The organism is Arthrobacter sp. ERGS1:01, assembly GCF_001281315.1.
GTDB lineage: Bacteria > Actinomycetota > Actinomycetes > Actinomycetales > Micrococcaceae > Specibacter.
Genome location: NZ_CP012479.1, coordinates 1,059,794 through 1,075,659, shown reverse-complemented (window position 1 = coordinate 1,075,659; position 15,866 = coordinate 1,059,794). Strand labels below are relative to the sequence as shown.

Genomic DNA, 15,866 nt, shown 5'->3' with positions numbered 1-15,866 from the left:
CCGGGCGCCACAGCTACGCGGTAAGCGAAAGTGGGGCCATCCAAGGATGGAACCGCTACGAATAATGGTTATATGGGTACCAAGATCTTACAAAGGAGGCCATCATGACTACCACCGCCATTGCCAGCCCCGAGCTGAACACGATGGATCGTTGCGACCGTTGCGGCGCACAAGCGTACGTCCGGGTTGTGCTGGAATCCTCCGGCGGCGAGCTTCTGTTCTGCGGTCACCACGCCCGCGCCGTTGAAGCCTCGCTCAAGCCGTTGTCTTCGATGTGGCACGACGAAACCGCCCGCCTGACCGAAAAGGCGCCGGTCCCCGTCGACTGATTGCACGCACGACACAGTGGGGCCCCGGATTTTCCGGGGCCCCACTTTTTTGTGCCCACGGGCCTAAGGCGCCTTAGGCTGCCGGGGTGCCTTAGCCCGCCGGGATACGGCAAAAGATAGGTCAAGCACCCGATGTTGGCACACCCCCGCCCGGACAAAAATGGAGTCATCCAAGGAAAGGGATGAGGACAATGAACGACTTCATGGTGCTGACGATCGCCCGGCAACGCGACACCGAACTGCAGCTTGCCGCGCAACGGCGCAGGCTCCTGGCGGAAATCAAGGCAAACAACCAACGGGCCCGCGTGACGCCCGGGCGCTGGCACCGGGCGTGGACCCGCACGTTCCACCAAGCCCCGGCCCTGCACGGCAGCACCCCATGGGCTGAGGCGATCGTGCAGGTGCCGGGACCCCGCGGACAGGGCCAGGCGTGGCAGGATTGGATGATGCAAACCCCGCAGGCAAGCGCCCGAATGATCGGCCGCGACGACGAGCTACGTGCCCTCAACGACTCCTACGGGCTCGCGGCCGCAGGCTCTCCCCAGGCTGTGGTCATTGGCGGCGAGGCGGGGCTGGGCAAGACACGCCTGCTGCACGAGTTCGTGGCCGGCGTTCCCGCGGAAACCCGCATCATCACCGGCCAGTGCGTGGACCTGGGCCAGCTGGCACCGCCCTACGCACCCATCACGGCGGTGTTGCGGTCCCTGGCCACCCAGGTGGGTTTGGAGGCCGTGGTCGACTTCGCCGGGCCGGGCGGCGACGCCCTGTCCCTGCTCCTGCCCGAGATTGGGCCGGGACCGGGCGGGCGGCCCAACGGCAACCGGATCCTTGAAGTGGTCGCCACGATCCTCGAGCATGCCAGCGCCACCCAGCCGACCGTCGTCGTCATTGAGGACCTGCACTGGGCAGACGACGCCACCCTGGCCGTGCTCCGCTTCATCCTGCGTGCCTTCGGCGGCGGGAAGTTCCTGCTGGCCCTGACCTACCGCAGCGACGACGTCGGTCGCGGCCATCCGCTGCGTGACTTCCTCTCCGAGGTCGAACGCGGCCGCTTTGCCAAGAACATCCGGCTCGGGCGGTTGGACAAGGACCACGTGCGCAGCCAGATCGAGGCCATCACGGGGCGCATGGCAAGCTACGGGCTCGTGGAAAACGTCTACATGCGCAGTGACGGAATCCCGTTCTTCGTGGAGGAGCTGCTGGGGCTCGGCGACGTCGAGGCGGCCGGGGAGCTGCCTACCAACCTGCGGGACCTGCTCCTGGCCCGGTATGAGCGCCTGGACGAGCCCGTCCAGTACTTCCTGCGCGTCGTCGCCGCCGGGGGTGTCAGCGTGCCGCACCCCCAGGCGCTGGGGGCCTACGACCGGGCCGCGGCGGACTTCGATTCCGCCGCCCGTGGGGCATTGCACGCCAACCTGCTGCACCTTGACGGGAGCTGCTACGCATTTGGCCATGCGTTGCTCCGGGAGGCGATCCACGCCGACCTGCTCCCCGGCGAACGCACCAGATTCCACACCCGCTATGCCGAGGTCATGGAGGACGGCGCCACCACACGCCGCGATTCGGCCGAAATCGCCTACCACTGGCATGCCGCCAACGTTCCGGAGAAGTCCTTCGGGGCCTCCATCGCGGCGATGGGCGACGCCGAATGCAGCTACGCGTATTCGACGGCCGCGCGCATGGGTGAGCGCGCCCTGGACCTGTGGGACAGGGTGGCCGACGCCGAGGGGGTGGCCGGCATGCCGCGCTTTGCCCTGATGGGCCGGACTGCCTCGGCCCACAACCTGGCCGGCGACGGCGAACGGTCCCTGGCCATGATCCGGCTGGCGGTGGCCGACGGCGGCGCCACCGGTCCGGCCCTCGCCAAGCTCCTGGCCGACCAGTCACGCTACCTGGCGTTCAACGCCCAAACCGGTTCGGTCCCGCTGCTGCTCCGCGCCCTTGAGCTGACCCCGCCGGGATCCGATGAAGATCTGCGCGCGTCCCTCCTGAACCGTTTGGCGGCCCGTTACATGTTGGAGGCCGATCTTGGCCTGGCCGTCGAGGTAGCCACCGAGGCCCTTGAGCTTTCGACGGCCATCGGCAACCCGGCCGAGCGCTCCGTCGCGTCCAATTTGCGCGGCGTCACCCGGATTATGTCCGGGGACGTCTCCGGCGGCCGGGAGGACATCGAGGCCGCCGAGGCCCTGGCGGAGGGAGATGCCGACGCGCTCCTGCGATTCCGGGTCAACTACTCCGACATCCTGCACCTGATGGGCCTCTACGACGAGTCCATCCGGGTTGCCGAGGACGGCATCGAGAGCGCCCGGGCACTGGGCGTGGAACGCACCACGGGCGCCCTGCTCTCCTCCAACGCCGTCGAACCGCTGTTTGCCCGGGGCGACTGGGCCCGGGCCGGTGAATTGCTCACGAGGATCCTGGCGCTTTCCCCGCCCCGGGCCTTTCACGGCTACCTGCTGCGCTCACGGATCTTTTCGCTGCTGTGGGGCGGGGACCTTCCCAGCGTCGAGGCGGTGTTGAACCGGTGGAGGCCGTTGTTGCGCAAACTGGCCGGGGTGGAGTCGCAGTCCAGCCTGCCGTTCATGGCGCTTGCGGGTGAGCAGGCGTGGGTCCGTGGCGACCTTGACGGCGCCTGGCACGAGGTAAGTTCCATCCTGGGCAAGGATTTCAAGTCACTGCCCGGCTACGACCTTCCGCTGCTGGCGGTCGTAGCCCGGATACTGGCCGCCCGCCGCGCCGCCGGCCTGGCCACCGCCGATGACGCCGAACCACGCATGCGTGAGTTGCTGGCCAACTGTTCGTTCTGGCCAACGTTTGCGGGCTGGTCGGCACTGTTCGAGGCCGAGTTGGGCGGGCCTGGCGGCGACGGCTCCGAGCCGGCCCTGTGGAAGCACGCGCTGACCGTGGCGGACACCTTGCCCGCCCATCTGCGGCTCTACATCTCGCTGCGCACGGGACAGGCCGAATACGGCGCCGGCAACCGCCAGCTCGCCACCGAGGCATTACGGGCCGCCCGCGACGGGGCCGAAACCCTCGGCGCCGGTCTTCTGGTGGGGATGGCCCGGGACTTTGCGCAGCGGAGCGGGCTGGTGCTGGACGGGCGCAACACCCGCCCCAACGACGACTCCCTCACGGGCCGGGAAGCGCAGGTGCTGGCCCTCGTGGCCGAGGGACTGACAAACAAGCAGATCGGCGAGCAGCTCTTCATCAGTGGCAAGACCGTCAGCGTCCATGTGTCGGCCATCATGCGCAAGCTCGGCGCCGCAAGCCGCACCGAGGCGGCCGCCCACGCCCTTAAACAAAACTGACCCGCAACGGCGAGGCCGCTGCGGGTCAGTTTAAGAGACTGTCAGTCCAGGTAGTCGCGGAGGACCTGTGAGCGCGACGGGTGGCGCAGCTTGGACATGGTCTTCGATTCGATCTGGCGGATGCGCTCGCGCGTGACTCCGTAGACCTTGCCGATTTCGTCTAAAGTCTTCGGCTGGCCATCGGTCAGGCCGAAGCGCATGGCAACCACGCCGGCTTCACGCTCGGAGAGGGTGTCCAGCACGGAGTGCAGCTGTTCCTGCAGCAGCGTGAAGGATACGGCGTCGGCGGGGACCACTGCCTCGGAGTCCTCAATGAGGTCACCGAATTCTGAGTCGCCGTCTTCACCCAGCGGGGTGTGCAGCGAGATGGGCTCGCGGCCGTACTTTTGGACCTCGACAACCTTTTCCGGGGTCATGTCCAATTCCTTGGCCAGTTCTTCCGGTGTTGGTTCGCGGCCCAGGTCCTGGAGCATCTGCCGCTGCACGCGGGCCAGCTTGTTGATGACTTCCACCATGTGCACGGGGATGCGGATGGTGCGGGCCTGGTCGGCCATGGCGCGGGTGATGGCCTGGCGGATCCACCAGGTGGCGTAGGTGGAGAACTTGAAGCCCTTGGTGTAGTCGAACTTCTCGACGGCACGGATCAGGCCCAGGTTTCCTTCCTGGATCAGGTCCAGGAAGAGCATGCCGCGGCCGGTGTAGCGCTTGGCCAGGGACACCACGAGGCGCAGGTTGGCCTCGAGCAGGTGGTTCTTGGCCCGCTTGCCGTCGTGCACGATGCGCTGCAAGTCGCGCTTGAGCTGGGCGTCCATGCTGCCGTCGTCGGCTTCAAGCTTCTCGTTGGCGAAAAGCCCGGCCTCGATGCGCAGGGCGAGGTCGACTTCCTGCTCGGCGTTGAGCAGGGCAACCTTGCCGATCTGCTTGAGGTAGTCCTTGACGGGGTCGGCGGTGGCGCCGGCGGACATGACCTGCTGGACGGGGGCGTCGTCGTCGTCGGAGTCGGAGTAGACGAAGCCGGTGCCTGTGGCGACGGGCTGTTCGGCCTTCTCGGCGGCGACGTCCTCGACGTCGGCTTCCTCATGGTCGGAGGAATCGGCGGACTCGTCGTCGGAGGACTTGGCCTTCGCGCGGCGGGTCGTTGCGGCCTTGGGGGCGTCGTCGCCCGAGGCCGTTGCGGCAGCCTTCTTGGCGGCGATCGTGGCGGCCCTCTTCTGCGCCGGGGTCAGCGTCTCCGCTGCTGACGTTGCAGGGTCCTTAAGCTCGTTTGTTGTGGAGTCTTTGCTCGTGGAAGTAGCAGACACAGAAAACCTTTCTTGCGGCGGTCTGTGGAGTCACCGTCGGGCAACACCACTATGACCCTGTCAAGTCCGTGTTGCTTTTACACATCACTGCCGCTTGGAGGGTCTTTCTGTATAACTCCCGACGTCCCGGCATTGTTCCCACCGGGGCGCACAGAGATTATTCAGAGATCCTGCCAACTCACTGCGCTGCGTAAAACACGGACCCAACCGGGTCTCGGCTTATATTGTCTCACGTTTTCACCGCCATTTTGGCACCGGCGGGACCGTGGCATGCCGGTCCCCCGCCCGGGATCTGAGGCGGCTCAGGCGGCCTCCAACCGCTCCTGGTAGCCGGGCCAGGCGGTGGCCTTGTCCTTGGCCCAGGCCGCGATGGCGCCCGCGTCCAGGAGCCGTTCCAGCAAGTAGGCGAGCTTGTAGCCGGGCACCGATTCCTGGGCGGCTTGGAAGAAGGTGCCGGCCCAGGTGCCGCGCCCCCGGCACCAGTGGATCCAGCCGAGCATGCACAAGACCGGTGCCTTTCCGGCTCCCTCGACGGAGCGGGCCAAGAAGAGCAGCAGTTCCTCGGCCCGGTCCAGCCGCGCCCACGAGGGTGCGCAGCATGGGTGGCCGGGGTCGGGCGAGCCGCCCACCAGGACATTGCTGAAGGTCTCCCCGGCCGCAACGATCGCGGCGTCGGATTCGTCGCCGATCACGATGTCGTAGCCGGCGGCCTGGTTGCCGCCAAACCAGGCTGCCGGCACCACGGGTTCGGGCACGTCCCGGCAGAGGTATCCGGTTCCCACCACCCCGGCCAGGGATTGCTCGGGCGAGGTGGCCAGGGAGACCAGGACGGCGTCGCGCACGCAGGTGGCACCGAGGCTGGCCAGCAGATAGGCCGTCATCGAGGCGTCGGGCGGCTCGGGCCAGTGGGCTAGGGCGCGTTCCCAGGATCCCAGCGTCACGCTCAGCTGGTTCTCGGCCAGGCCGTCCGCGCACAGTGGGGCCAGGACCGCCTCGATTCCTTTCGCCACCTTGCCGGCAAAGTCCCGGTCGGTGACGGCCGTCATGGCCGGAATCCGCTCCCGGGGGTCCCCGCCCACGGCGCTGCCGCGGAACACGAATTCGGCGTTGACGAAGCTGGCGTTGATGGCCGTGTTGCTTCGCCCCGGCCAGGGGCAACAAGAGGCGTTGGTGCACTCAATGGCGCGCCAGTGGTCCTTCCCCACATACCAGGCGTCGCGCACGGGCAGCCCGGCCCGGCCAAAGGCGTCCCGCAGTGCCGCGTACAACTCCTTGTGCGGGAAGGTGCGGGGTTCGTTCCAGTCGCTGTCGGCGAAGAAGGCGAGAAGGCAACCGTCGGCCTCGGCGTCGCTGGAGAGTTGGGCGGCGGCAAGCGCCGCGAATTGGGCGGGGTTTCCGGCGCCGGCAGGGGGCAGGTCCAGGCGCATGGTGGCCCGCAGCGCCTTCCCGGCCATGCCGATGCACACCACGCTGTTCCGGGGCCAGTAGCCCACAATGTGCGGGATGAATGCGAGCAGGTCCTCACCGGCACTGACCTTGATCTTGTCAATTTTTCTCATGCCCCAAGGCTGTCCCGCCGGACGCCGCGGCAACAGGCCAGATTGGCCGGCAGCCCCGATCTGTGGATAACGGGGCCCCGGATCCCGGCTAAGGCTTCGTAGAATCCTTGCGCTCGGCACGGTCGGCCCTCAGTTCGCGCCGGTACTGGGCCCGGCGGCGACGGTTGTCCGCCAGGGCCTCCCGCAGCGGCGGCACCGTCTCCCCCGTCAGCGCCATGCGCCGGCGCACCTCGCGGCGGACGGAGACGACGGCCGTGATCCCCACGGCCAGGACGATGAACTGGAAGGACAGCGCAATCCGGAAGGAGTCCAGCGAGTACAGGCCGCCGCCGGAAAAGCCGCTGTTGTGGAGCAGGTCAAGGATCAGGCCCACCACGTACATGGTCACGAGTGCCGCGAAGAAGCCGCCCACGTTCACGATTCCGGTGGCCGTGCCGATCCGGTGGGACGGGTTGAAGGTGCGGGCAAAGTCGAAGCCGATCATGGAGGCGGGGCCGCCCAGTGCCAGGGTCAACACCAGGAGCACCAGCAGCCAGAGGGGCGCCGGGCCCGGGTACAGGATCACGGCGAGCCAGGCGACGGTGATGGCACCCGTGACGGCCAGGACCATGGTGGAACGCCGCAGGGGATGCCGGCCCACCCAGCCGCCCAGCATGGGGCCGCAGACGATTCCCACCAGCACGAACAGGCTCAGCAGCACGCTGGCCTCGGCCGGGTCAAGGCCCTGCCCGGAGACAAGGAACGGGTAGCCCCAGGTCATGACGAACACGTTCCCGGCGAACTGGGTGGAAAAGTGGCTCCACATGCCCAGCCGGGTGCCCGGTTGCAGCCAGGCCCGGGCCAGGTCGGCGGCGGTTTCCTTCATGCCGGTGCCCGCCGCCGCCGGGATGGACGACGCCGGGGCGTTGCGGAGCAGGGCGACCGACAGGGCCGCGGCCAGCAGGCCCAGGGCGGCCAGGCCCAGGAAGGCCGGACTCCAGCCCCACACATGGAGCACGATCGCAAAGGGCGCAATCGAGATCAGCTGGCCAAACTGCCCGAGCTGGCCCGTGAGCTGGGTCAGCAACGGCACCCGCCGGGAGGGGAACCAGGCGGGAACCAGCCGGATCACGGAGATGAACGTCATGGCGTCCCCGGCGCCCACGAACACGCGGCCCACCACGCCGCCGGGCACCGAGGTGGCGGCGGCAAGCTGGAGCTGGCCGATCGTCATCAGGGCCGCCCCGGAGGCGATCATCAGGCGCGGGCCCAGCCGGTCCACCAGGACGCCCACGGGAATCTGCAGGACCGCGTAGACCAGGAGTTGGATGACGGTGAACGCCGAGAGCGCTGAGGCACTGGCGCCAAACCGTTCGGTGGCCTCCAGCCCGGCCACTCCGAAGGAGGTCCGCTGGGTGACGGCCACGAGGTAGGCGAAAACGCCCACGCTCCAAACTATCCATGCACGCTTACTGTCCACGCGCCCCAGCCTATGCCCGATGCGGCCCGGGACGGGGCCGCATCAGCGCACGCAACACCTAGATGTTGCTTGAATCACCCTCATCGGGGGCGCCCGGCGCGGAGTCGCGGCTGGCCAGGTATGCCTCCACGGCGGCCCCGAGCTCGTCGGCGTCGGGCAGTTCGTCGTTGTCGCCGGCCAGCAGCGAACGGCGGGACGTGCCGTCGGTGTGGTCGTCGTACTGCTTTTCCAGGTTGGCCACCACGGCGGCCACCTCGGCGGACCCTTCCACCTGTTCGGTGATCTGGCGTTCCACGGCCCGGCCGGCCTCGCGGAGCCGCTCGCTGGGCAGCATGAGCGCCGCGGCGGCACCCAGGTATTCCAGGCCGGCGACGGCGGCGGGCGGGTACTCGGCGTCGGCCAGGTAGTGCGGGACGTGGATGGCGTAGCCCACCACGTTCCGCCCCTCGGCGGCGAGCCGGAATTCAAGCAGGTGCCCGATCGCGGACGGGATTTCCAGGGTGGTCTTCCACGCCGAAATGCCCTCGATGAGTTCGGGCCGGTTGCCGTGCACGGTGGTGCCGATGGGCCGGGTGTGCGGGACCGGCATGGGCACCGAATGGACCCATGCGGTCAGGTTCACATCCAGGCGCCGCACCAGGCCCAGCACGGCCAGCGTGAACCGCTCCCATTGCAGGTCCGGTTCGCTGCCGGTCAAGTACAGGAACGGCTGGCCCAGCGCGTCAACCATCCTGTACAGCACCAGCGACGGGGCCGCGTAGTTGCTCAGGTGGTCCTCGCTGAAGGTCATGCGGGGCCGGCGGGAGCGGTAGTCGATGAGCTGGTCGATATCAAAGACCGCCACGGGCTCGGAGGCCAGGTTGTCGGAGAGTTCCCCGGCAATCTGGCTCACCACGTGGCCGGCGTCGGCGAAGCCGGTGAAGGACATCAACAGGTTCAGCCCGTGCAGGTCCTCGGCGTCCAGCAGTACCTCGTTGAGGGCGTAGAGGGATTCGGGGTCTTGGAACGGCGTGTACTCGATGTTGTTCATAGTCTTCCTCGCAAGCGTCAGTCTCTAGTGTGCACAACACCGTGGGTGCCCGGAATCATTCCGGACACCCACGGCAATTTTGTGCAGCTTGTGCCTTGGTGGCGGTTTTCCGCCGTCGAACCCCTAGCTGGAGACGCGCATCTGGACAAACGGCGGCTTGACCACGGTGACGCCCAGCCGGCGGCCGCGAATGTCAAGGGCCAGGGTGTCCCCCAGCTGCACCGACGGGTCCACCAGGGCCAGGGCGATTCCGTTGCCCAGGGTGGGCGAGAACGTGCCGGACGTCGTGGCACCAAGAACCGCGCCTTCGGCGCCCAGGACGTTGACGCCGGCCCGGGGAACGCCGCGCTCGGTGGCCAGCAGGCCCACCGACTTCCGGGGCGCGCCGGCCGCCTTCTGCGCGGCGAGCACGTCCTTGCCCCAGAACGACTCCTTCTTCCAGCCCACGGCCCAACCGACACCGGCCTCCACGGGGGTGATCGAGGTGGAGAGTTCGTGGCCGTGCAGGGCATAACCCATTTCGGTGCGCAGGGTGTCGCGGGCGCCCAGGCCCGCAGCCTTGCCTCCGGCGGCCTCGACGGCGGCGGCCAGTGCCTCCCACACCGTGAGCGCGTCGTCCCAGCGGGGCACGATCTCGTAACCGTGTTCACCCGTGTAGCCGGTGCGGCAGATGGTCAGCGGCAGCTCCACGCCGTTGATGACGGCCGTGGCGTCGACGAAGGACATGTACCCGGCCGGCTGCGGCAGGCCCAGGGCCGCCATGACGGCGGCGGATTCCGGGCCCTGCAGGGCGAAGACGCCAAAGTCCCGGTGCAGATTGGTGATCTCAAGCTCGGCGCCCTCGGCATCGCGGGCACCCTGGAGGGCGGCCACGACGGCGGCCGTGTTGGCGGCGTTGGGGATCAGGAAGAGGTCGTCGGCGGCGCGCAGGTAGGCGATCAGATCATCGGTGACGGTTCCCTCATCGGTCAGCGCCAGAGTGTACTGGGCGCTGCCGGGCCGGATGCGGCCCAGATCGTTGGACAGGCACCGGTTGGCGAAGTCGACGGCACCGGCGCCGCGGATTCCGGCCTTGCCCAGGTGGGAGACGTCGAAGAGTCCCACGGTGGTGCGCACCGCTGTGTGCTCGGAAACCACCCCGCCGCCGTCGTACTGCAGCGGCATCAGCCAGCCGCCGAACTCGGCCATCTTGGCCCCGTGGTCAACATGCCACTCGTGCAGCGGCCCATGCAGGACCCCTTCGGGAATTTCACTCATGGCTCATACGGTACCGCAGCGCCGGCCGACGAGGGCCGCCGGGCGGCGGGGCCCCGGCGCCCAAAGCCGCGGCGTTGAGACTACGATCGTTAGCAGCGTCACCTTATCTACCGTCTCCAAACGTGAGGAATCATTCACTGTGAATGCGAGCCAAAACATCACTTTCAACGTCATCGGCACGGACCTCAAAAAGGTCTCCGCCGATGCTCTCGTCATCGGCGTCGGCAAGGGTGCCGACGGTCCGGTCATCCTCGATTCCCCGCTGTCGGCCTCGGCTGTCACCTCGCTGAAGGCCTCCCTGTCCGCCCTGGGCGTCACGGGCGCCCCCGACCAGCTGCTGCGCCTCCCGGGCCTGCCCGACACCGGCGCGCAGATCCTGGTCCTGGCCGGCGTCGGCAAGCTCGCCGGCACCGAAATCACGGAGGAGTCGCTGCGCCGCGCGGCCGGTTCCGCCATCCGCCAGCTGTCCGGCCTGTCCCATGTGGTGCTGGCCCTGCCGACGACGACGGTGGGCCAGGTTTCCGCGATCGCCGAGGGTGCCGCGCTGGGCGCCTACCAGTACGCGAGCCTGCACACGGGCACGGGCTCCAAGAAGGACTCCGTTGCCACGGTGACGATCTTCTCCGCCCTGGCCAAGGACCCGGCCCTGGCCTCCGCACTCGACCGTGCCGCCATCGTCGCCCAGGCAGTGAACGCGACGCGCACCCTGGTCAACGAGCCCCCGAGCAAGCTGTACCCCTCCACCTTTGCCGACGCCGCGAAGGATCTGGCCAAGGGCCTGCCGGTCAAGGTCACCGTCATGGATGAAAAGCGCCTCCTCAAGGACGGCTACGGCGGCATCATGGGCGTGGGCCAGGGCTCCTCGCGCCCGCCGCGCATGGTCAAGCTGGAATACAAGTCGGACAAGGCCGTGGCCGACCTGGCCCTCGTGGGCAAGGGCATCACCTTTGACTCCGGCGGCATCTCCATCAAGCCCGGCGCCGGCATGGTCACCATGAAGTGCGACATGGCCGGCGCGGCCGCCGTGCTCAACACCGTCCTGGCCGTGGCCGGCCTCGGCCTGCCGGTCAACGTCACCGGCTGGCTCTGCATCGCCGAGAACATGCCCTCCGGCACGGCCATCCGCCCCTCCGACGTACTGACGATCTTCGGCGGCAAGACCGTCGAGGTGCTCAACACCGACGCCGAGGGCCGTTTGGTCATGGCCGACGGCCTCGTGGCCGCCTCGCAGGAATTCCCCGACGTCATCATCGACGTCGCCACCCTCACCGGTGCGCAGGTCGTGGCCCTGGGCCACCGCACCGCCGGCGTCATGGGCGACGACGGCGTCAGCGCGGCCCTGAAGGCCGCCGCGGACCGCTCGGGCGAGCTCGTGTGGCCCATGCCGTTGCCGGAGGAGCTGCGCCCGTCGCTGGACTCCCCCGTGGCCGACATGGCCAACATCGGTGAGCGCATGGGCGGCATGATGACCGCCGCCGTGTTCCTGCAGGAATTCATTGGCAAGGGCAAAGACGGCGAAACCATCCCCTGGGCCCACCTGGACATCGCCGGCCCCGCCTTCAACGAGGGCGCGGCCTACGGCTACACGCCCAAGCAGGGTACCGGCATGGCCGTGCGCACCCTTGTCAGCTACGTCGAGGACGTCGTGGCCCGCAGCGTCTAACGGACGCCGCCCCGGAAGCGGCACTGTGGGAATGGCACCGGGTTTCCGGTGACCATTCCCACAGTGAGTATGACCACAATGCCCTTTCATGTGACAACCCCGTGGTGGAGCATGGAAGAACTGGCAGCTAAGGTAAATGCTGAAAGTATTTATCTTTTACTTGGCAGAGCCGCCACGGATTATCAATCCACCCGGCCTTGCCACGACAATTGATGAGATGGCGCGCGATCCCGTGCGCCACCCGAACGCGAGGGAGCGTCTAAGTGGCCGATCAGGCAGCTGGGCAAGAATTCGACATCCTGATTCTCGGTGGTGGCAGTGGCGGTTACGCCGCAGCATTGCGTGCCATCCAATTGGGCATGACCGTTGGACTGGTGGAAAAGAACAAGTTGGGCGGCACCTGCCTGCACAACGGTTGTATCCCCACCAAGGCCCTTCTGCACGCCGCAGAAGTCGCCGACCACGCCCGTGAGGGCTCCAAGGTGGGTGTCAACGTTGAGCTGACCAGCATCGACATGAATGCCGTCAACGCGTACAAGGACGGCATCATTGCCGGCAAGTACAAGGGCCTGCAGGGTCTCATCAAGGGCAAGGGCATCACCGTCATCGACGGCGAAGGCAAGCTCACCGCCCCGAACACGATCACCGTGAACGGCGTGAACTACACGGGCAAGAACATCGTGCTGGCCACGGGTTCCTACTCCCGCAGCCTCCCCGGCCTGGAAATTGGCGGCAAGGTCATCACCTCCGACCAGGCCCTGACCATGGACTACGTGCCCAAGAGCGCAATCGTGCTCGGCGGCGGCGTGATCGGCGTCGAGTTCGCTTCCGTCTGGAAGTCCTTCGGCGTGGACGTCACCATCATCGAAGGCATGGCCTCCCTGGTCCCCAACGAAGATGCCTCCATCATCAAGGTCCTTGAGCGCACGTTCCGCAAGCGCGGCATCAAGTTCAACACCGGCACCTTCTTCCAGGGCGTGGAGCAGACCGCCGACGGCGTCAAGGCCACCCTCGTGGACGGCAAGACGTTCGAAGCGGACCTCATGCTCGTGGCAGTCGGCCGTGGCCCGTCCACCGCAGGCATGGGCTTCGAGGAAGCCGGCGTCACGATCGACCGCGGCTTTGTCATCACCAACGAGCGCCTGCACACCGGCGTCGGCAACATCTACGCCGTGGGCGACATCGTCCCCGGCGTCCAGCTGGCCCACCGCGGCTTCCAACAGGGCATCTTCGTGGCCGAGGAAATCGCCGGCCTGAACCCCGTAGTGGTCGAGGACATCAACGTCCCGAAGGTCACCTTCTGCGATCCCGAGATCGCCTCGGTCGGCTTGAACGAAAAGCAGGCCAAGGAAAAGTTTGGCGACGCCAACGTCGAAAGCACCGAATACAACCTTGCCGGCAACGGCAAGAGCGCCATTCTGGGCACCGGCGGCATCATCAAGTTCGTCCGCGAAAAGGACGGCCCCGTGGTGGGCGTGCACATGATCGGCAGCCGCGTTGGCGAGCAGATCGGTGAGGCACAGCTCATCGTGAACTGGGAAGCCTACCCGGAGGATGTTGCGAGCCTGATCCACGCACACCCCACCCAGAACGAAGCCCTCGGGGAAGCGGCCATGGCATTGGCCGGCCGCCCGCTCCACGGCTAGCAAACGTTTTTTAGTGCACCCGGCGTTCGCGCCGGGTGCACTAAGCTCAAATACACATCATCATTACTCATGAATTTCATGTCTGGTGCACAGAAATGCACTGCACAAAAAGGAGAACGGGGACGAAATGTCTGAATCCGTGAACTTGCCCGCCTTGGGTGAAAGCGTCACCGAAGGTACCGTCACACGATGGCTCAAGCAGGTAGGCGACCGCGTCGAAGTTGACGAGCCCCTGCTGGAGGTTTCCACCGACAAGGTTGACACCGAAATCCCCTCGCCCTTTGCCGGCATCCTGGAGCAGATCCTGGTCCCCGAGGACGAGACCGCAGAAGTTGGTGCACCGCTGGCCCTGATCGGCAGCGGAGACGGTGCCGGCGCTGCCGCATCCGCACCGGCCGCCGAGCCGGCTCCCGCAGCCGAGCCCGCCCCGGCAGCACCGGCAGCCGCCCCCGTCGAGGCTCCCGCCGCACCGGCTGCCGCGCCCGCCGCAGCCCCCGCCGGCGACACCTTCGAGGTCAAGCTTCCCGCCCTGGGCGAGAGCGTCACCGAAGGCACCGTCACGCGCTGGTTGAAGGCCGTTGGCGAGAGTGTTGAGGTTGACGAGCCGCTGCTGGAGGTGTCCACCGACAAGGTTGACACCGAGATCCCGTCCCCCGTGGCCGGCACCCTGCTGGAAATCCGCGTACCGGAAGACGAGACCGCTGAGGTTGGCGGCGTCCTGGCATTGATCGGCTCCGGCGCACCCGCCGCCGCTGCTCCCGCCGCCCCGGCTGCTCCGGCTCCCGTTGCCGCGCCCGCCCCTGTTGCTGCCCCCGCTCCGGTAGCTGCTCCGGCTCCTGTTGCCGCTCCGGCTCCCGTTGCTGCTCCGGCTCCCGTCGCTCCGGCCGCGGCTCCGGCTGCACCCGCCGCAGCCAGCGATTCAAGCTACGTCACTCCCCTGGTGCGCAAGCTTGCCAACCAGCACGGCGTGGACATCACCACCGTCACCGGTTCCGGCGTCGGCGGTCGCATTCGCAAGCAGGACGTCCTGGCTGTGGCCGAGGCCGCCAAGGCAGCTGCCGCACCGGCTCCGGCCGCCGCAGCCGCAGCAGCTCCCAAGGCTGCACCCGCCGTCGTACCGTCCTCCCTGCGAGGCACCACGGTCAAGGCTCCCCGCATCCGCCAGGTCATCGCCCGCCGCATGCGCGAGTCGCTGGACATCTCCACGCAGCTCACGCAGGTGCACGAGGTTGACATGACGCGCATCGTGAAGCTGCGCAACTCGGCCAAGAACCAGTTCCAGGCCGTCAACGGCACCAAGCTGACGTTCCTGCCGTTCATTGCCAAGGCCGTCACCGAGGCGCTCAAGCAGCACCCCGCGGTCAACGGTGAGTACAACGAGGAAACTCAGCAGATCACGTACCACAACGCCGAGCACGTGGCCATCGCCGTGGACACGGACAAGGGCCTGCTGGTTCCCGTCATCTCCAACGCCGGTGACCTGAACCTGGCCGGCCTGGCCGGGAAGATCGCCGATGTTGCCTCACGCACCCGCAGCGGCAAGATCGGTCCGGACGAGCTCTCCGGCGGCACGTTCTCGATCACGAACATCGGTAGCGTCGGCGCACTGTTCGACACCCCGATCATCAACCAGCCCAACGTGGCGATCCTGGGCACCGGCGGCATCGTCAAGCGCGCCGTCGTGGTCACGGACGCCGACGGTGACGACACCATCGCCATCCGTCACATGATGTACCTGTGCCTGACGTACGACCACCGCCTGGTGGACGGCGCGGACGCCGGCCGCTTCCTGCAGACCTTGAAGGCCGCCTGGAAGACGGCGCGTTCGAGGCCGACCTGGGCCTCTAACACGGCCCTTGCGGTAACCCGCTTGAAATGACCAATGGGTCGCCTTCCTCACAGGAAGGCGACCCATTGGTGTTTTGCGGACACTTTGTCGCTAAACTGGTGGCATGACTGTACTCACGAACATCCTGGTATTCCTGCACGTGCTCGGCGCAGCCGCGATCGTTGGCGGCTGGTTCGCCTCGTTCAAGAAGCCCACCGTGCTTCCCATCCAGCTGTGGGGCGCCATTGCCCAGCTCGTCACCGGCCTGGCCCTGGTGGGCATCCTCGGCGCCACACACGCCGACGTCAACTACGCGAAGATCACGGTCAAGCTCATCATCGCCATCGCCGTGCTGATCCCGGCCATCATCGGCTACCGCAAGGCCAAGGCCGGCCAGGAGGTCCCCACCGGACTGGCACACGCCGTCGGCGGCATGGCGCTGATCAACATCGCCGTGGCCACCATCTGGTCCTAAGCGGTTTCACG

At 67.4% G+C, this 15,866-nt stretch carries 10 protein-coding genes and 1 pseudogene; 6 read left to right on the top strand and 5 right to left on the bottom strand.

What is annotated here, in order from left to right; translation table 11 throughout:
- Positions 1–104: 104 nt before the first annotated feature.
- Positions 105–329 (top strand): DUF7455 domain-containing protein, encoded by a 225-nt coding sequence (locus AL755_RS08720; protein ID WP_054010675.1) that lies wholly within the window; start codon positions 105–107, stop codon positions 327–329.
- 182 nt (positions 330–511) lie between these two features.
- On the top strand, positions 512–3,637 hold the full coding sequence (locus AL755_RS08715; protein WP_082369029.1) for a helix-turn-helix transcriptional regulator: 3,126 nt from the start codon (positions 512–514) through the stop codon (positions 3,635–3,637).
- 41 nt (positions 3,638–3,678) lie between these two features.
- On the opposite strand, the gene AL755_RS08710 is transcribed toward AL755_RS08715, so the two are convergent.
- The 5 genes from AL755_RS08710 to gcvT form a co-directional block, all read right to left on the bottom strand.
- A complete protein-coding gene (locus AL755_RS08710; RefSeq protein ID WP_054010673.1) occupies positions 3,679–4,938 on the bottom strand; it encodes an RNA polymerase sigma factor in 1,260 nt (419 codons plus the stop codon).
- A gap of 302 nt (positions 4,939–5,240) precedes the next feature.
- Positions 5,241–6,497, bottom strand: coding sequence for a DUF4192 domain-containing protein (locus AL755_RS08705; RefSeq protein ID WP_054010672.1), 1,257 nt, complete (start codon positions 6,495–6,497; stop codon positions 5,241–5,243).
- A gap of 88 nt (positions 6,498–6,585) precedes the next feature.
- On the bottom strand, positions 6,586–7,956 hold the full coding sequence (locus tag AL755_RS08700; RefSeq protein ID WP_054010671.1) for an MFS transporter: 1,371 nt from the start codon (positions 7,954–7,956) through the stop codon (positions 6,586–6,588).
- Between the two features lie 58 nt (positions 7,957–8,014).
- The gene (locus AL755_RS08695; protein WP_054010670.1) at positions 8,015–8,986 is read right to left on the bottom strand and encodes a proteasome assembly chaperone family protein; all 972 of its coding nucleotides are present in this window, start codon (positions 8,984–8,986) and stop codon (positions 8,015–8,017) included.
- A 123-nt stretch (positions 8,987–9,109) separates the two neighbouring features.
- Positions 9,110–10,243 carry a glycine cleavage system aminomethyltransferase GcvT gene (gcvT, locus tag AL755_RS08690; RefSeq protein WP_054010669.1) on the bottom strand — a complete coding sequence of 378 codons (1,134 nt, stop codon included), beginning with the start codon at positions 10,241–10,243 and terminating at the stop codon, positions 9,110–9,112.
- A gap of 139 nt (positions 10,244–10,382) precedes the next feature.
- On the opposite strand from gcvT, the gene AL755_RS08685 reads away from it, so the two are divergent.
- The 4 genes and pseudogenes from AL755_RS08685 to AL755_RS08670 all read left to right on the top strand — a co-directional run bounded on the left by AL755_RS08685 (position 10,383) and on the right by AL755_RS08670 (position 15,855).
- The gene (locus AL755_RS08685; protein WP_054010668.1) at positions 10,383–11,906 is read left to right on the top strand and encodes a leucyl aminopeptidase; all 1,524 of its coding nucleotides are present in this window, start codon (positions 10,383–10,385) and stop codon (positions 11,904–11,906) included.
- Between the two features lie 263 nt (positions 11,907–12,169).
- Complete coding sequence (gene lpdA, locus AL755_RS08680) at positions 12,170–13,552, top strand: dihydrolipoyl dehydrogenase (protein WP_054010667.1); 1,383 nt, start codon at positions 12,170–12,172, stop codon at positions 13,550–13,552.
- A gap of 127 nt (positions 13,553–13,679) precedes the next feature.
- A pseudogene (sucB, locus tag AL755_RS08675) lies at positions 13,680–15,400 on the top strand (2-oxoglutarate dehydrogenase, E2 component, dihydrolipoamide succinyltransferase).
- A 104-nt stretch (positions 15,401–15,504) separates the two neighbouring features.
- On the top strand, positions 15,505–15,855 hold the full coding sequence (locus AL755_RS08670) for a hypothetical protein (protein WP_054010666.1): 351 nt from the start codon (positions 15,505–15,507) through the stop codon (positions 15,853–15,855).
- The last annotated feature ends 11 nt before the right edge of the window (positions 15,856–15,866 follow it).